We start from the raw sequence: 16,665 nt of genomic DNA, 5'->3' as shown, positions 1-16,665 counted from the left end.
ATTCCGTGCCTCGCCAAGTTGAAACGTCGATGTGGCGAGCGTCGAAAGATGTGTCATCAGCAGGTATGTAACCGTATGTTTCAGTCGAGACTGATCGCGGCGGTAGCAATCGACTACCCCTGTGATAGTCTTCATGCCTCGCAAGACAGCGACGGATCAAAGGACATGGCCGAGGAAAAGTCAGACACCCCGCTCAGCGCGTCACAGCTTCGCCAGATGCTGCTCGAGAAGGAAATGGAGAAAGCCGATCTCTACAGAAAGGAGCGGGAAGCCAAACAGAAGGAACTCGCCGACTTCGCCGAGAGCTTTCTCAAGCAACACGTGACCGAGAGCGAGATCGCCACGGTGCGTCGGCTCGTCATGAACGCGGTCAGGGACGGGAAGCTCGAGGCCCTTGTCTATAGCTTCCCATCCGATCTGTGCACCGACAGCGGACGTGCCATCAACAGCAACGACCCGGACTGGCCGAGCACATTGCGGGGCAAGGCCAAGGAGTTCTTCGAACGGTACCAGGCCTTCGGCAAGCCGCAAGGCTACAAGCTGAAAGCCATGATCATCAATTTCCCCGGAGGAGTTCCCGGCGACGTTGGATTTTTCCTGAGCTGGGCACCGGAAGCAAAATGAAACGGGTTGAAATCGAAGGCGGCTGCTTCGAGGCGATCGAGGCACCCGCTTTCGACGTTACTTTTCTCCGCTTCAAGCCTGTTTTCTAACCGGACGGGCGATTGGGGAGCACGATCCTGGGTTGAAGAAGCTGGGTGTAAGACGTGCCGACCGATGCGGCTCCCGCTTGTCTCTCAGATTTGGATGCTCTGACGCTTCCGACGTGACCCCCGCAGTTCTTCGCTGCGCGGCATCCTTTCAGGGATCCCCCGCACGGAGGGCCGCGCGAGCAGCGTAACTTACGGCAAGCGTCGGGTCACCACAGCGTTCCGATCTTTGTCCAGCGGAGGGAAGGTCAGGCTGACTCTGCGGCCAGAAAGCCAGTATCGCGACCTTGCAAACCCGCCTTGCGCAATCCATCGACGGCCATCCGGATGAGGTCGGGATGCAAGTTGCGGCTCTCCAGATCCGCGACCACATGGTCGCCATAACTGGCGTCGAGCGCGATCATCTGGCCTACTGCCTTCACTGCCTCCTTATGGTCGCCCAGATGGGCTGCGGCGACGGCGATGGCCATCGGTCCGAGGATCATGTGGGGCGTGCCGATCTTGCGCGCTTCCCTCAGCGCCTCCTCGAAGCGGCCATGGGCGCAATGATAGAAGAACAGCCCGAGCCTGTAGCTGCCCGGCTGCACGGGATTTCTCGAGAACGACTCCTCCAGCAACGGCACTGCCTTTTCCCATTCGGCAAGCATGGCGTAACGCTGCCCGAGATCCGCGGCGATCGCCGTGTCGTTGGGGTTGAGCGCACGGGCGGTCTCGAAAGCGGCGAGGCTCGCCCGGATGTCGCGCAAGGACCAGTAGGCCAACGAACGCGCGTAGTGGCCCCAGCTCGAACTCGGCGCAAGCTCGACGGCGCGATCCGCAAGGGCTTGGGCGCGCTCACGGAAATCGGTGTCGGCAAATCTGTTCCCGTTTCCGAACCGATGGATGTTGGAATAGACCAGGGAAAGGCAGGCGAAGGCTTCGGAATAGTGTGGCTCGGACCGGATTGTGCGTTCCAGGCAGTCGCGGACACGATCCACGATGTCCTGATCGAACGTCCGCCAGTACTGATAGAAGTACAGCACGCAGTCGTAGCTGCTCAATCTTTCGGGAGGGCTGCCTTCGGTCTCCTGCGCCCGATCACTGTAAATAACGCCATAGGGCTGGGCCAATGTGCGGGCCACCCGGTTCGCGACCTCGCTGCGAAGCGCGAAGATCTCGGATGGAACGAGCCCGCGCTCGAAGCTGTCCGCCCAGACCGTTCTTCCGCTGCGCGCGTCGACAAGCAGCATGTCGGCCCAGAACCGATCGGAACCGACCGTCGTTCGACCGCTGAGGATGTAGTCGACGGCCACCTCGTCGGCGCCGCCGGATGCGGGACCTGGAACGCGCTCGATCAACGGCTCGGCCCCGAACACCCGCAAATTGGTGAAGCGGGCAAGTCCGACGACAAGCGATCTGGCGAGCCCGCGCCCTAGATTCGGATAGGAGGCCAGATCACCTTCCTCGATGAAAGGGCCGACCAGAATAGAGGGCCCGATCTTGCCCGGCTTCTGCAACTCACCCCCGTGCGAATGCAGCGGGTCTTCCAGCGCCATGGCCGCATCCTCGAAGACGGGCACATAGGAGCCCTTCGGAATCCGGATTCGCAACGGATCATCCTTGCCGCCGGTGAGATAATAACGCTCGAGGGACCGGCGCATACGGCCGGCCACGATACGCACGATGGAGTCGACCTGCGGATCGAAGGTCTCGTCACGGCCAAAGACGGAGGTCGCAATGCTGTAGGCCTTGATGCGGTCGGGACGGCCCTTCAAAGTCTCGTCCACCACGTAGCTCAAAAATCGCCTGATGCGATCCGTCGCGTCGAAATCAGGCGACTCCAAGATGCGCGCGAGCGCGTCTCGAACGGCATCCGAGGAGTGACACCCCGCTTCTTCCATCGACTCGACCTCCCTCAGGGTCACAATGGCGATTGGCTCGCATAGAGCGGGTATGCGTGCCTTCCAACGTTAGCAGACCAAACGGTAACGGCAAACGGGGAAAGGTTAGGCCAGTCACCGTGACTTACTCAACCTTCCATTGCGGCGCGGTATCGAACATCTCATACTTTGACGGTATTCCGGAGGTATGGATGACGGGGCCCGAAAATCTGCGCCTCGATCTCGCGGAGATCATTGAACGCTTTCCCGGAGATGGGGCTCTCATCCGCCGGCTGGCGCTCAAGGACGAGGCGTTTCGCGGAATATGCGAGGAATATGTGCTGGCCCGCGCCAGCCTCTCCTGGTTCGAAGCGCGTTCCGGGGCAGAAGAACGTCCCGAGGTTGCCGACTATCGGTCGGTCATTGCCGGGCTGGAGGAAGAGGTCGCCCAGTTGCTGCAACAGGCTCGAGGATGACGATGGCTGCGCCGACGGCGAAAGATGCACCCAGACATGCGTGATCCATCGGCGTCGCGCGGGGAGAGGGCAGGCGGCCTCGGCCTGATGGCCTGCACGGCTCTGGTCGTCGGCAACATGATCGGCTCGGGGATATTCCTTTTGCCGGCGTCTCTTGCCGCGTTCGGGCCGATCTCACTCGCGGGATGGATCGTGACCTCGATCGGGGCGCTGATCCTGGCCGTCATCTTCGGCCGGCTGTCGCGGATCGTCGTCAAGACCGGAGGCCCATATGCCTATACGCAGGCCGGGTTCGGCGAATTTGCCGGCTTCATCATCGCATGGGGCTATTGGATCGCCTTGTGGACCGGCAACGCCGCTGTCGCGGTTGCCCTGGCTGGCTATGTCGGCTTCCTTGTTCCCGCGATCGGCTCATCGGACACCTACAGCCTCGCGGTGGCGTTGCTGGCGATCTGGACGCTGACCCTGGTCAATATTCGCGGGGTCGAGGAAGCGGGCTTCGTCCAGATCGTGACAACCGTGCTGAAGCTGGTGCCGCTCGTGCTCATCGGCACGCTGGGCTTCCTTTGGGTCGAGCCGGCGAACTTCTCGCCATTGAACACCAGCGGCGAGTCCGACCTGGCCGCGATCTCCGCCGCGGCGGCGCTGACGCTGTGGGCCTATCTCGGACTGGAATCGGCCACCGTGCCGTCCGGCAACGTGATCAACCCGGCAAAGACCATACCGCGGGCGACCATCGTGGGGGTGCTGATCGCTGCCGCGGTCTATATCGCGGTCACCACGGTGGCGATCGGGGTGCTACCGGCGGAATTGCTGGCGCAGTCTTCGGCGCCACTGGCCGACGTGTCGCGCGAGATGTGGGGGGCGGTCGGCGGAACCCTCGTCGCGATCGGTGCGGTCATCTCCACCTTCGGCACGCTGAACGGCTTCACCCTCCTGACCGGCCAGGTGCCCTACGGAGCGGCCCTCGATCATGTCTTCCCCGAGCGGATGGGGCGGCTTTCCCGCTACGGCACCCCCGCCAATGCGCTGATCTTCTCCAACCTCCTGGCATCGATCCTGGTGGCGATGAATTTCGCCAAGGGCCTGGTCGGCGCCTTCAATACGATCATCCTCTTGGCAGTGATGTCGAGCCTGCTGCCTTATGCGCTTTGCGCCCTGGCTGAACTGATGATCGTCGTGCGGTCAGGCCGCACCGTCGCGGGCCCCGAGATCACCAAGGTCGCCATATTGGGCGCCATAGGGTTTGTCTACGCGCTCTGGGCTCTCTACGGCGCCGGGGCGGAGACGGTGTTCCTGGGCTTCCTGCTGGTTCTGGTGGGCATTCCCATCCATGTGTGGATCAAGTGGCGCAATTCCAGGGCGAGCAGCGACCAGTCAGCCACGGCGGCTCGGCAGGACGCGGCATGACCGCGAAAAGTCCAGGGGGCTCCCGCAAAGAAAGAGGCCACCCGGAGGCGGCCTCGAGAGATCGGCACCAGATGGTGCGATAAGAGATCAGCGCTTCGAGAACTGGAAGCTGCGGCGGGCCTTGGCCTTGCCGTACTTCTTGCGCTCGACGGTGCGGCTGTCGCGGGTGAGGAAGCCGCCCTTCTTGAGGAGGCCGCGCAGGCCCGGCTCGTAATAGGTGAGGGCCTTGGAGATGCCGTGACGAACGGCGCCCGCCTGGCCGGACAGGCCGCCGCCGGCGACGGTGGCGACGATGTCGTACTGGCCGGCGCGGTTGGCCGCGACGATCGGCTGCTGCAGGATCATCTGCAGAACCGGGCGGGCGAAATAGGCACCGAAGTCCTTGTCGTTGACGATGATCTTGCCCGAGCCGGGCTTGACCCAGACGCGCGCGATGGCGTCCTTGCGCTTGCCGGTGGCATAGGCGCGTCCGCTCTTGTCGAGCTTCTGGACGTGGACCGGCGCGGCCGGCTGCGCGGCCTGGGTGGCGGCGCCGAGTTCTGCGAGCGAGGAAAGCTCAGCCATGTTGATCAAGCCCTTTTGTTCTTGGCATTCAGCGCGCCGACGTCGAGCGTTTCGGGCTGCTGGGCGATGTGCGGGTGCTCGGCGCCGGCATAGACGCGGAGATTCTTCATCTGGCGACGGCCGAGGGGGCCGCGCGGGATCATGCGCTCGACGGCCTTCTCGACGACACGCTCGGGGAAGCGGCCCTCGAGCAACTGGCGCGCGGTGCGCTCCTTGATGCCGCCGGGATGGCCGGTGTGCCAGTAATAGACCTTGTCGGTGTATTTCTTGCCGGTGAGCACCACCTTGTCGGCATTGATGACGATGACGTTGTCGCCGTCGTCGACATGCGGGGTGAAGGTCGGCTTGTGCTTGCCGCGGAGACGGTTGGCAATGATGGAGGCGAGACGGCCGACGACGAGACCCTCGGCGTCGATCAGAACCCACTTCTTCACCACGTCCGCAGGCTTCTGCGAAAAGGTTTTCATGGTTCGCTGCTTTCGGTTGGGACCTTCCCGGGGGAAGGCGTTTCTTGTTGCTTGCCTTGGAGTGCCGCCGGAACGGTGCGCCAAAAACGAAACGGCGGCCGGCTGGCCGCTGCTTCGGGCTGGCTTATAGGGGAGGGAGACTGTCGCGTCAAGCTTGCGGGATGACCGTTGTTGCAAAAATATCCAGTAAAAACAATGTCGTTATGAATGTGGTATTATTTTACCGCAGTAGGGAGACATGGCATCTGGTGGTGAAGCGCGAAGCTGGGGTTCGCGACAGTTGCTCGGGCCGACCTGATGGGGAAAGCCCGACACCTGGCTATCCGGCGCGGATGTGGTCTTAGAGTCCCGGCAAGGGATCAGGAAACCCCATGCTGGTCAGGCCCGTTTCGCCTTGGCCGCGAGCATCGCCGCCGCGTCCAGCGCGATACCGTAGCCTTCGGGGCCAAGCCCGCATATCACCGCCGTCGCTGCAAAGGAAATGTAGGAGTGGTGCCGGAAGGCTTCGCGACGATGAACATTGGTAACGTGCAGTTCGATCACCGGACCCGCAAAGCTCTTCAACGCGTCGTGGATGGCAATCGATGTATGAGTAAGACCGCCCGCATTGATGATGATTGCGTCAGCCTCGCGGCGCGCCTCGTGAATCCAGTCGATGAGCTGGCCTTCATGGTTGGATTGCCTGAAGACGATACCGTGCTCGCCGGCCGCGGCGGTGCGGCCGCAACTTGCCTCGATGTCCGCCAGCGTGGTGTGGCCGTAGATGTGCGGCTCACGATCGCCCAGCAGATTGAGGTTCGGGCCGTTCAGGACGTAGATGGGCTTGCTGGTCATGATGGGACTTTCTTGCATGGGCTGGCGATGAGGCGAAGGCGCCGGAGAGCGCTTCGTAGCGGTCACGAAGATCGATGCGGGCACCGGTGGCCGCAGCCTCTGTGACGGCGAGCGTGGCGATCAGCGTCCGGGCGCCGTCCTCCACGCTCTGCATCGTTGAGGCGGCGCCGCGGATCACGTCGCGGAAATGATTGAGCTGCGCCAGGTAGGGGTCGATCGTCGTGGCGAAGAGGCGCTGCGATATGACGGGCCGGTTCCAGGAGCGCGCGCCATCGGTCTGGCCCCAGCGGACGAGGGTCGGGAATTCGAGCGAGCCGTGGCTGCCGATGAAACGATAGGGGCTCTCCCCGCTGAAGGGGAACTCGACTGATTCACCCGTGCCCTGCTCGACGCTCCAGGGCGAGACGGCACTGTCGCTGGCGATGATGGTGCCGATGGCCCCATTCTCGAACTCCATCAGCGCGGCGGCGGTATCCTCTACCCCGAAATGCCGCTGGCGATTGGACGAGATCGCGCTGACGGCGACGATCTCGCCCGCCGTGAAGCGCAAGAAATCGACCTCATGGATGAGGTTGATGAGAATCGGTCCTCCCCCCGGTTGCGTGCGCCACGGCGCCGCCTTGAAGTAGTCGTCGGGCTTGTAGACCGCCCAGATGGCCGACACGCCGACTAGCGCGCCGATGTTTCCTTCGGTCAGCAACGATCGAAGCTGCTGCACCTGGTCATGGTGGCGCCGGTGATGACCCACCAGTGTCTTGATGCCGCTGCGCCGGGTCTCGGCAATCAGCACGCGTGCGGCCTCGGCGGTGTCTGTCACCGGCTTTTCCACCAGGATGTGAATGCCGCGGCGCGCGCATTCCACGCCGGCATCGGCGTGCAACTGGTTGGGCGAAGCGATGATGACCGCCTCGGGTCGAGCCTCGTCCAGCATGGCGCGATAGTCCGCATAGACCCGTTCTTCCGGATACTGCGCCGCGACGGCGTCGCTGTTGACGTCGGAGATGCCTGCCAGGGTGTAGTCCGGATGCTCGGCGATCTTCCTAAGGTGCTTGCGGCCTATCAGGCCTGCGCCGATCAGGCCGATGGAGATGCTCGTCATGATGTCCATTGCTCCTTGTGTGGCTGTGTCCGCACTCCAATTCCAAGTGGGGCATCGTGGCCAGAAACGTTGCGTGCCGGCGTGACGGCCGGGCAAAGGGTGCTTGTTCCGAAGGGCGAGATCAGGAGGGAGGCTCCTATCCGTCGTAACCGAACATCCGCGGCAGCCAGAGCACGATGCCCGGGAAGAGGATCAGCAGAAGCAGCGCAAAGACGAGGACGGCCACGAACAGCCAGATTTCGCGGATGATTTCGGCGAGCGGGATGCGCGTCACCGCGTTGATGACGAACAGGAGGATGCCGTAAGGCGGCGTGATCAGCCCGATCATGCAGTTGACGACCGCGACCACGCCAAAATGCACAAGGTCGATGCCGAGTTCGCGGCAGGCGGGAATGAAGAGCGGAATGATTACCAGGATGATCGTCGCGGCATCGAGAATGCACCCCAGGATCAGCAGCAGCAGGTTGACGCACAGCAGGAAGGCGAGCGGTGATACGTTGACGCCGACAAGGGACTGCGCGACGAGATTGGGGATGTTTTCCGAAGCGACAACATAGTTGAGGACGAGCGCGCCGCCGATCACGAGGCCGACCGCGGCCGAGGAACGGGCACTTTCGACGAGAATCCGTCCGAACGCCGCCAGGGACAGCGAGCGGTAGAACAAGGCGGCCAGGAGCAGCGCGTAGAACGCGGCGACCGCGGCTGCCTCGGTCGGGGTCGTCACTCCGCCATAGATGCCGTAGAGCAGGATAGCCGGCATCAGCAGCGCGGGACCCGCATCGAGGGTCAGCTTTGGAAGTTGACTGAGTGGGACCGATTTCTCCACGCCGAACCCGCGCTGGTGCGATATCCAGGCATTGATGGCCATCAGCACCGCTCCCATCAGTAACCCAGGCATGATGCCGCCCAGGAACAGGAAGCCGATGGAACTGTTGGAAACCAGCGCGTAGAGCACCATGGGGATCGATGGCGGGATGATCGGCCCGATGGTTGCCGACGCGGCGGTGATCGCCGCCGCATAGCCGCGCGTGTAGTGGCCGGAGCGAACCATCAGGTCGATGATGATCTTGCCGATACCGGCGGCGTCGGCGACGGCCGATCCGGACATGCCGGAGAAGACAAGGGACGCAAGGACGTTCACATGGCCAAGGCCGCCCCTGAAGCGGCCGACGAGGCCGATGCAGAAGCGCAGAAGCCGGTCGGAAATCGAGCCTGCGTTCATGATGTTGGCTGCAACGATGAACAGCGGCACAGTCAGCAGGATGAAGCTCTGGTAGAGCCCGTCGAGCATGACCTTGCCGGCGATACCAATGCTCATCCCGTTCGCGGCCAGGTAGACAAAGGAGGCGAGGAGAATCGCATAGGCGATCGGTGCGCCGATCGCGGCGATCACGCCCATCGTGCCGAGACAGAGGACAAAGGCGAAGCTCATGCGTCGACGCGCTCCCCGTCCGAGAGATCCAGTTCGTCGACGCCGTGGCGGAATGCGCGCCAGACGCCCGCCGCGTAGCGGAGTGCGACGACGAAGAGGAAAAGCAGGTAGATCGCGTAGATGTCGCGCATCCGGATCCAGTCGCCGAACAGCGCCGAGAGCGTTGCGGTCTTCTTCAATCTCAGGACCGCCAGCCGATCCCAGGTCGGCTCTATCGACAGCAGCAGGCCCACCGAGATGGCAAGGCCCCCCGCGATGAAGAAGGCCCTGCGCATGCCCGGCGCCACGGCGAGATAGAGGATATCGAACGAGACGTGTTCCTGGTTGCGGACGACGAAGGCATTGCCCCAGAACACCAGCCAAACCCACAGCGCCAGGCAGAATTCCAGCGTCCACCCGAAATTGGACGGCTGCAGCAGCGGAACGGCTTCAGCGATCCAGTCGGCCCGGGCAGTGTAACGGATAGTGACCTGCACGATGAAGGTTACGAACATGGCCGCCATCAAGGCACCGGCAACGGCCTCGGCGAAAGTGCGAAAAGTGTCGATCGTTCGTCTCACGCGGGACCCTCCCTAGTCCGACGTCAAGCCCTGCCGCGGATGATGGCGGCAAGGCGGGGACGCGCGTCCCCGTCGCGCCTACTGAACCACTTCAGTTGCCGAGTGCGTTTATCTTGTCCAACACTCCTTCCGGCCATGCCTTGGCGAATTCGGAGCCGACATATTGTGCCTGGACATGCTCGCGAAACGCCTTGAGGTCCGGCTCATAGATCTCGAGACCCTTGTCCTTCAGGAAGGCCACGAGTTCCTCCTCCTTCTGCAATTGCGCCTGCCGACCGGACTCGGCCGCGTCCACCGCGGCCTTCTGCACGGTTTCCTGCTGTTCCGGTGTCAGCCCGTCCCATACTTCCTTGGAGAAGGCGATGTAGTTGAGGTCGACCAGATGCGACGTCAGGCTGATCTGCCTGGTGACTTCGTAGAATTTGGAGTCGACCACGGTGGGCAGCGGATTGTCCTGCCCGTCAACCGACCCGGTCTGCAGCACGGTATAGACTTCCGAGAAGGCGATCGGTGCCGGGTTGGCTCCGAGCGCCTTGCCGAGGAACAGCCAGGCATCGGTGCCCGGCATGCGCAGGTTGACGCCCGCAAGATCTGCCGGCGTCATGACGTTGCGTTCCGAACGCGGGAAACGAAGATTCACGTGGCGGCGGCCCAGATACATGACCGCCAGCAGCTTCACGCCGAGTTCGTCCTCGACCTTCTTCTTGAACGGATCCATCAGCGGATCGTTGAAGACCTTCACCTGATGCTCGGCGTTCTGGTGCACGTAACCGGCCGCGAAGATCGAGAACTCCGGAAAGAAAGTCGCCAGTTCCTGGGCGGAGCAGATCGTCATTTCGAGGTCGCCCGACGAGATCGCTTCCAACTCCGAGCCCTGTGCAACCAGCGAGGAGTTGTAGTGCGGCTGAAAGTCGGCGAAGCCCGAGACGGCGGGACCGAAGACATTGGCCATAGCGATGGATCGCTGATCCGTCTGCGTGCCGGAAGTCGACAGGCGAAGCGTGATCTTGTCCTGCGCCCATGATGTGACGGGTAAGCTGATCGTGGCCGCCAACATGAGGCCAGCGGATCCGGCAAGAAGCGTGCGACGGGTGACTGCGGTCATCTGATTTCCTCCCAGAAATTGTCCATGGTCGTTCATTTGGTCCATCCCGAGAATGCCTCGGAACGATCTGCTTCGAATCGGGGGGCACATGCCGAGGAACCAGGCTGGTGCGCGATTTCGGGTCGAACCTTTCGGCGAAGGCGCAGTGTCGGCCAAAGCCAGCCCATTCGCGGCCAAGTGGCAGCGATCAGGCTGCATCGGTCAGGGTCACAACAATGGATTGGATTCGCGCCGGCCCAACATTTGGCTTGAAACGCGATATTCGAGCCGTCAGCTCATTGCAATTTCCTCCCAGTCGAACTTGCGCGGCGTCTGTTGCGCCATTTCAAAATGTTCGATTGGGTTCACAGTAGCTCAGATATGCGTACTGAGTCAAACCCCTCGGTCGAAACGTGGAAAATTCACAAGGAACATTGTTGATTCAACGCGCTATGATCAGGTATCAACTCCGCGTCAGTAAATCATGCGGAGCTGAGAGCGACGGGTGATAATGAACAAAATGGTTCACAAGCTCGCCTGTTCGGACCGAGAGCCGGCGGCTGAGGTTGTGCCGACGCCGCCTCTCGCGATAAGGACGGGCGGGCGATTGGTCCGAGGTCGAGGGCATGAACGAGCAGCCGCCAGGCAGAGCAGGTCCTAGCCGTAGATACGAGCGGTCGCTGCCGAGCAACGATCCGGATCGCACCCGTGCGGACATTCTGAAGGCGGCGGAGGCAGAGTTCGCACGCCACGGTTTCGGCGGCGCCAAGCTCGACAGCATCGCGGCCAAGACCAAGCGCAGCAAGCGCATGATCTATTACTATTTCTCGTCCAAGGCGAAGCTCTACCTGGCCGTTCTCGAGAACGGCTACCGTCGCATGCGAACCGCGGAGCTCGCGATCAACCTGGACGAGGACGACCCGCGGCAATCGCTGAAGAACCTCGTCGAATTCTCCTTCGACTTCCATTTCGCGCACCCCACCTACGTCAAGCTTCTGATGACGGAAAACCTGAACGATGCCCGCTTCCTCGCGACATCGTCCGTTGTCCAGGAATTGCATCAGCCGATCATCGCCCGCATCGAGCGGCTGCTCAGGAGGGGCTACGAAAAGGAGAACTTCCGGCGGACGATCTCGCCGGTCGAGGTCCACATGACGATCTCGGCCTTGTCCTTCTTCAACGTGTCGAACCGTGCCACCTTCACCGCGGCATTCAATGTCGACATGCAGTCGCCGGCGTTCCGGCGGGCGCGCAAGCAGGAGATACTGCTGACCATCCTCGGGCGTCTCGATGCGGACATGACCGGGTTCGGTTCGGAATATACGCGCTGAGGAGTGGTGCGGCCGCGCCAGGCTGGAGAGGGGACATCGCCAAGCGTGTCGCGGATACGCCATTGCTGTCATCCGTTCAAAGCGTGGACGGTCGCTTCGGTATCGGCCACCGCGTTGCTGGAGATCACCTCAACCACGGCGAGCCCGTCGAACGCAATCTCTCCGAGCGTAGCCCTGACTTCGCCGAAATTCACCGTCCCCAGGCCGGCGGGGTCGTGCTTCCACGAACTGCGCTTCGCATCGGATACATGCACCTGGCCCAGGATCGGCTTGAGGCGGCGGAGGGCCGCGACTTGATCCTCGCCGATGAATTCGGCATTGGCTACGTCGTAGGCGACCAGCAGACGCGGATGGCCAATCGTTTCGATGAAAGCGGCGACCGCCTCTGCGGTGGGGATCGCTGTCAGCGGATGCGTCTCGAGCAGCAGGTCTTGTCCCGTCTTGTCGGCGAAGTGCAGCAGCGCCTCGATGCTGTCGCCAAGCCATGACATTGTGTCCTCCATCTTCGGCGGCAGCAGGCCGGAGACGCGACCCGGCACGACGACGACACCGCGGCCGCCCAGATCCGCGGAGAGACGCAAAGCTTCGGCGTAGTTGCGGACCGCGTGGTCTCGCACCTCGGCCAGGCAACTGCCGAGGTTGAAGTCGAGTGCGGGGAGGTTCAGCGACTCGATTTTCATGCCCTCCCGCGAGAGCGCCTGCAGCAAGTCGCGTCGGGCTCCGGTATCGAGTTCGTCCGCCCACAAATGACCGGGCGCCAGGACGACGTCGAACTCTCGCAGGCCGAGGCGACCGAGGCGCCGCATCGTCTCGTGCGCCGGCTCGCTCCACATGAACGAGAACGTCGTCCCACCAAGTCTCATGTCCGGTCCCCTGTCCGCAGTGGCTGTCGGTGGTGCTGGCCTCGAACCGCTATCGACGAGCGGCCGCGGCGATACGCCGGGCGGTTGCCGCGCTGAAATCCATCTCGCCGAGCCCCATGTGTCCTGCCATGAACGCGAGCTGGTGATCCATCATTCCGGTCCCGTCGATCGTCCTGCAGCCGAGCGCGGCAGCTCGTCGCAGCAGTTCGGTTTCATGCACGATCACGTCCGCCACCACGCTGCCGGCACCAATGTGTGTCGCGTCCATTGGCATCGGGTCGTCGCTTTTCATTCCCAGGGGAGACGCGTTGACGACGAGGTCGAAGCCGGCCGGGTCCGGTGGCCCAGTGCGCACCGGACGCTCAAGGTTCGAGAGCCGCGCGGCGAGGCCGTCGCTGCGCGCGGTGTCGCGGTCGTGGACAAAGAGCTCTGAGACGCCGGACTCGGCGAGCGCGAAGGCGATCGCCGTTCCGACCCCGCCGGTTCCGATCAGCAGCGCCCGCATGCCCCGGGGGTCGACGCCATGGGCCTTGAGGTTTTCGACGAAACCGATGCCGTCGACGATATCGCCTTCCGGCGCGCGGACCTGGGCAATCGGGCTCCCGACGATGCCCACCAGCTGCGTGGCGCCGTCGACGACCGGCCGCCTGGTCACGAGTTCGATGTCATCCGCTTTCATTGTGCTGCTCAGTCCGTTGCATCGAGGCAGAAGGCCATGTCGTAGATGGCTGCTTCGGCCGGATCGATGCTGAGGCCGCGCGCCCGCAACCGGCCCATGATCTTTGCGTCGAGCCTATCCAGTTCGCGGCGCCCGATGCCATCGATCATGATCACGGCGTCGAAGATGTCGTCTCTCGTCATGCCGCGAAGCTCGGTTTCGCGGGTCTTCGCGCCTGTCACGTCAGGGCGAGCGACAGCGAGATGGACCGCCGAGACGCCCTCGAGTTCAATGATTTCCTCTGCCAAGGGCTGAGCCAGAGCGCGAAAGCCCGCGTCGTCAACGCCGTTGAATGGCACGCGGATGGTCGCCATCGCTCCGCCGACGCCGCGTCCGATGCTTGCGGCCAAGACGCAGGCGCAACGGATGAAGTTGTAGAAGGTCGGCTGGGTTCTCAGCGTCCACGGCGTGGGATTGTTGAGCCGCCGGAGATACTCCGGCGAACCGAAAGTACCGATGCTCTCTCCTTCGTAGAGGGTCAGGTAGCGATGCCTGTCGCGGTTCCAGTCCACCCCGCGGCGTCCGCGCAGGAAACCCCGTACGGCGAGCCGCTCCGGCATGTGCTCGCGCGTATGCCAGAGGTGATAGTCCGGTTCCGATCCCTGTCTGATGTCGTGCCAGACGATCATGATGGCTTTGCCCTTGAGCGGCATCGGGTGTCTCCGTTCAGTCGGTGGTGTTGGTCCGATGCGGCGACCTGGGAAGCTGCTCCACGCGCCGGATGTCGCGCCGCTCGATCTCTTCGCCGAGGCAGGCGGGTGCCTCGGCACCGAAGATCACGCGCGAGGGCTCAGACCCGCACACGAAGGGTTGCATCGGTTCAGTTTCCGTTTCGAGCGCGCGGCCGTCACGCACCGGTCGCTTGCGCCGGTTGATCTCCCGGCACGCCGGTGGGGCCGCCTTCGAGCCAGCCCCGGCCGCGAGCATAGAGCGCCTCGACCTCGGGCCCGATCAGGCCGGGCATGTCGCGCTTGACCGTGTAGCCGATGCCGGTCTGCAGGTAGGCGAGGTGTCTGTAGCCCTCGGGAAATGCCTGCAGCAGCTCGCTGTCCAGCCTCGGGGCTTCGGTCGGATCGATCGGATCCAGGCGGTCCTTCTCGTAGATCGGCTGGCGCAGCACGACACCCCAGCGCCCGCCGCGGCGCTCCAGGAAATCATAAAAGCGACCGGTGCAGACGACGTCGCAGGCCACGCCCTCGACTTTGGCGCGCTGGCTGATCGTCATCTTCGTCTGGGCGATCGCCCTGTCACCCGACAGGTCGATCGACGTGCCGCCCAAGAAGTGCAGGATGCGCACGCCGTTCTCGAAGCCTTTGCGGCTGACCGCAATGAACTCGTCCGCTGTTCCCTGGAACCAGGTCGCCATCATTCGCCCGTCGTCGTGCCAGACGGTGCGGAAACGCTCCCAGTCGCCCGCGTCGCGCCAGACGACCCAGTTTTCCAGCAGTTCCCGGATGGTGAACCGGTCATCGAACGGCGCAGTCATGGCTCGGTTCCTCCTTGGTATCTGTTCACATAGGAGAACTTGTTCTATAAGTAAACCGGATTCTGCCACTCGGATCGATGGCCATGCCCGCAATACTGTCACTCGCCCACCTGACCCAGCTCTCGACGCACCCCATCGAACTGATCGAGCTGGCGGCTGGCGCGGGGTTCGACGCGGTCGGGCTGCGCCTTTGGCCGCCGCTGCCTGGCGACGTTGTCGCGCCGGTGCTGGAAGAGCCGAAGACCCGGCGTGCGATCCGGCAACGGCTGCGCCAAACTGGGATCGAACTGCTCGACATCGAGGCGTTCTGGTTGCGGCCGGACAGCGATCTGGACGCGTTCCTACGCGCCTATGAAGTCGGAGCCGAACTCGGTGCGCGCCACGTGCTGATCGTCGGGCACGACCCCCACCGCGCGCGGCTGACCGAAAGTCTTGGCAAGACCTGTGAAGAGGCGGTGGCCTGCGGCCTGTCGCCCATGCTGGAATTCATTCCCTACACGGCGGTTCGCTCCCTGGCGGAGGCGCATGAACTGCTTGCGGCCGCCGGAGCAGCCGACGCCGGGCTCCTCGTCGATGCGCTTCATCTCGCACGCTCCGGCGGTTCGCCCGATGATCTCGCACTCTATCCCCCGGACCTGTTTCGCTACGTTCATCTCTGCGACGCGCCAAGCCGACCACCGATGGACACGGACGCCCTGCGCCGGGAGGCGCGGGGCGCGCGGCTTTATCCCGGCGAGGGCGAACTGTGGCTGAGCGCCTTCCTGAGAGCATTCCCGCGCGACGTTCCCGTGGCGCTGGAAGCGCCGACGATTCGCCATGGGGAACTATCCACCATCGACCGGTTGCGCTTGGCTGCGAAGCTGTCGCGATCCGTGATAGAGCGTGCCTGGAGCGATGAGCCGGCTCCCTGACGCGAGCGGAAGCTCAGAGATGCGAGAGGCCATGGACGGCGAAAAGACCCCAACGGAACAAGGCGTCGTCAAGTCCGCGACGCGGGCGCTCGATCTTCTCGAATATATCGGCCGCTGGGGCGCGGAGAAAACCCATTCCGAGATCGCCGAGGAGCTCGGCATCCCCAAGAGCAGCCTCACGCAGCTTCTCAAGACCTTGGTCAATCGCGGATACCTGGCTTACGTCCCGGCCACCAAAGGCTATGAACTCGGTACCGCCGTGGCCCGGCTGGCGCGGCATGCAAAAGGCGGCAGCGAGGTCATCCCCGCCGCCGAGAGCGTGCTCGAATGGGTCACGCTGCAAACGCAGGAATCGTGCGCGCTTAACGTGATGAGGGGGATGTCATCGCAGGTGGTCGCCTGCGTGACGAGCCCGCGCAGGCTGCTCTACCACATGCGGCTGGGCGACACCGCTCCCCTCTACGCCACCTCCGGCGGCAAGGCGCTTCTTGCATTCCTGCCGGACGAGATGCTGAAGGAGTACCTGGCGCGGGTCACGTTCGAGCCGATTACGCTGGCCACGATCCGTACGGTCAAGGCCCTCATCGATGAACTGGAAGTGGTGCGTCAGAGCAGCGTGGCCTACGTGGTCGAGGAGTTCACGCCGGGGATAGCCGGCGTGGCGCGGCCACTTCTGGACGAGTCCGGCTTTCCGCTAGCCTCCATCAACATCGCCATCCCCATGCCGCGGTTCAACGACGCCGTCCGAGACCACTGCGTAGAGGTCCTCGGCGAGGCCGTTGCGACCGTTTCGCGCAGACTGGCCGGTTAGTTCGCAAGGCTCCCGTTCCCGCGACAACGGACAAGCTCGGCCCGATGAAT

At 63.3% G+C, this 16,665-nt stretch carries 19 protein-coding genes; 6 read left to right on the top strand and 13 right to left on the bottom strand.

Annotated elements, in window-relative coordinates; translation table 11 throughout:
• Positions 1 to 165: 165 nt before the first annotated feature.
• Positions 166 to 624, top strand: coding sequence for a histidine kinase (locus JN280_RS27930; RefSeq protein WP_202315077.1), 459 nt, complete (start codon positions 166 to 168; stop codon positions 622 to 624).
• 334 nt (positions 625 to 958) lie between these two features.
• Here JN280_RS27930 and JN280_RS27925 read toward each other — a convergent pair whose 3' ends face one another.
• On the bottom strand, positions 959 to 2,476 hold the full coding sequence (locus tag JN280_RS27925) for a tetratricopeptide repeat protein (protein WP_210387823.1): 1,518 nt from the start codon (positions 2,474 to 2,476) through the stop codon (positions 959 to 961).
• A gap of 305 nt (positions 2,477 to 2,781) precedes the next feature.
• Between JN280_RS27925 and JN280_RS27920 the strand changes: the two genes are divergently transcribed.
• Both JN280_RS27920 and JN280_RS27915 read left to right on the top strand, forming a co-directional pair.
• Positions 2,782 to 3,045 (top strand): hypothetical protein, encoded by a 264-nt coding sequence (locus JN280_RS27920; RefSeq protein WP_202307150.1) that lies wholly within the window; start codon positions 2,782 to 2,784, stop codon positions 3,043 to 3,045.
• A gap of 36 nt (positions 3,046 to 3,081) precedes the next feature.
• Positions 3,082 to 4,455: an amino acid permease gene (locus JN280_RS27915; protein WP_202307148.1), complete on the top strand. Its 1,374-nt coding sequence runs from the start codon at positions 3,082 to 3,084 to the stop codon at positions 4,453 to 4,455.
• 87 nt (positions 4,456 to 4,542) lie between these two features.
• Here the strand turns inward: JN280_RS27915 and rpsI are convergent, their stop codons facing one another.
• From rpsI to JN280_RS27880, 7 genes are all read right to left on the bottom strand, one after another.
• Positions 4,543 to 5,019 carry a 30S ribosomal protein S9 gene (rpsI, locus tag JN280_RS27910; RefSeq protein WP_202307146.1) on the bottom strand — a complete coding sequence of 159 codons (477 nt, stop codon included), beginning with the start codon at positions 5,017 to 5,019 and terminating at the stop codon, positions 4,543 to 4,545.
• A 5-nt stretch (positions 5,020 to 5,024) separates the two neighbouring features.
• Entirely contained in the window at positions 5,025 to 5,486 is a 462-nt protein-coding gene (gene rplM / locus JN280_RS27905) for a 50S ribosomal protein L13 (protein ID WP_202307144.1), read from the bottom strand.
• Positions 5,487 to 5,864: 378 nt separating this feature from the next.
• A complete protein-coding gene (gene aroQ / locus JN280_RS27900; protein ID WP_202307143.1) occupies positions 5,865 to 6,320 on the bottom strand; it encodes a type II 3-dehydroquinate dehydratase in 456 nt (151 codons plus the stop codon).
• Positions 6,259 to 7,419, bottom strand: coding sequence for a Gfo/Idh/MocA family protein (locus JN280_RS27895; RefSeq protein WP_202307142.1), 1,161 nt, complete (start codon positions 7,417 to 7,419; stop codon positions 6,259 to 6,261). Before JN280_RS27895 ends, aroQ begins: the two co-directional genes overlap by 62 nt.
• Positions 7,420 to 7,555: 136 nt before the next feature.
• Positions 7,556 to 8,851 (bottom strand): TRAP transporter large permease, encoded by a 1,296-nt coding sequence (locus JN280_RS27890; protein WP_202307141.1) that lies wholly within the window; start codon positions 8,849 to 8,851, stop codon positions 7,556 to 7,558.
• Positions 8,848 to 9,411 (bottom strand): TRAP transporter small permease, encoded by a 564-nt coding sequence (locus JN280_RS27885; RefSeq protein ID WP_244742175.1) that lies wholly within the window; start codon positions 9,409 to 9,411, stop codon positions 8,848 to 8,850. Before JN280_RS27885 ends, JN280_RS27890 begins: the two co-directional genes overlap by 4 nt.
• A gap of 91 nt (positions 9,412 to 9,502) precedes the next feature.
• The gene (locus tag JN280_RS27880; RefSeq protein ID WP_202307140.1) at positions 9,503 to 10,516 is read right to left on the bottom strand and encodes a sialic acid TRAP transporter substrate-binding protein SiaP; all 1,014 of its coding nucleotides are present in this window, start codon (positions 10,514 to 10,516) and stop codon (positions 9,503 to 9,505) included.
• Between the two features lie 605 nt (positions 10,517 to 11,121).
• Between JN280_RS27880 and JN280_RS27875 the strand changes: the two genes are divergently transcribed.
• Entirely contained in the window at positions 11,122 to 11,826 is a 705-nt protein-coding gene (locus JN280_RS27875; protein WP_202307139.1) for a TetR/AcrR family transcriptional regulator, read from the top strand.
• 68 nt (positions 11,827 to 11,894) lie between these two features.
• Here JN280_RS27875 and JN280_RS27870 read toward each other — a convergent pair whose 3' ends face one another.
• The 5 genes from JN280_RS27870 to JN280_RS27850 all read right to left on the bottom strand — a co-directional run bounded on the left by JN280_RS27870 (position 11,895) and on the right by JN280_RS27850 (position 14,893).
• Positions 11,895 to 12,659: a sugar phosphate isomerase/epimerase family protein gene (locus JN280_RS27870; protein WP_202307138.1), complete on the bottom strand. Its 765-nt coding sequence runs from the start codon at positions 12,657 to 12,659 to the stop codon at positions 11,895 to 11,897.
• A gap of 79 nt (positions 12,660 to 12,738) precedes the next feature.
• Positions 12,739 to 13,368, bottom strand: a complete 630-nt coding sequence (locus tag JN280_RS27865; RefSeq protein ID WP_202307137.1) for a shikimate dehydrogenase family protein — start codon at positions 13,366 to 13,368, stop codon at positions 12,739 to 12,741.
• A gap of 8 nt (positions 13,369 to 13,376) precedes the next feature.
• Positions 13,377 to 14,060, bottom strand: coding sequence for a hypothetical protein (locus JN280_RS27860; RefSeq protein WP_202307136.1), 684 nt, complete (start codon positions 14,058 to 14,060; stop codon positions 13,377 to 13,379).
• A gap of 13 nt (positions 14,061 to 14,073) precedes the next feature.
• On the bottom strand, positions 14,074 to 14,223 hold the full coding sequence (locus JN280_RS27855; RefSeq protein ID WP_202307134.1) for a hypothetical protein: 150 nt from the start codon (positions 14,221 to 14,223) through the stop codon (positions 14,074 to 14,076).
• Positions 14,224 to 14,254: 31 nt separating this feature from the next.
• A complete protein-coding gene (locus JN280_RS27850; protein ID WP_202307133.1) occupies positions 14,255 to 14,893 on the bottom strand; it encodes a nuclear transport factor 2 family protein in 639 nt (212 codons plus the stop codon).
• Between the two features lie 83 nt (positions 14,894 to 14,976).
• Between JN280_RS27850 and JN280_RS27845 the strand changes: the two genes are divergently transcribed.
• Together JN280_RS27845 and JN280_RS27840 are read left to right on the top strand one after the other, a co-directional pair.
• Positions 14,977 to 15,804 carry a sugar phosphate isomerase/epimerase family protein gene (locus tag JN280_RS27845; RefSeq protein WP_202307132.1) on the top strand — a complete coding sequence of 276 codons (828 nt, stop codon included), beginning with the start codon at positions 14,977 to 14,979 and terminating at the stop codon, positions 15,802 to 15,804.
• A 31-nt stretch (positions 15,805 to 15,835) separates the two neighbouring features.
• Entirely contained in the window at positions 15,836 to 16,615 is a 780-nt protein-coding gene (locus JN280_RS27840) for an IclR family transcriptional regulator (RefSeq protein WP_202307131.1), read from the top strand.
• The last annotated feature ends 50 nt before the right edge of the window (positions 16,616 to 16,665 follow it).

It is taken from the genome of Mesorhizobium sp. L-8-10 (assembly GCF_016756635.1).
In the GTDB taxonomy this organism is placed as follows: domain Bacteria; phylum Pseudomonadota; class Alphaproteobacteria; order Rhizobiales; family Rhizobiaceae.
The sequence above is the reverse complement of the archived record's forward strand: the minus strand, read 5'-3'. Positions and strand labels throughout refer to the sequence as shown.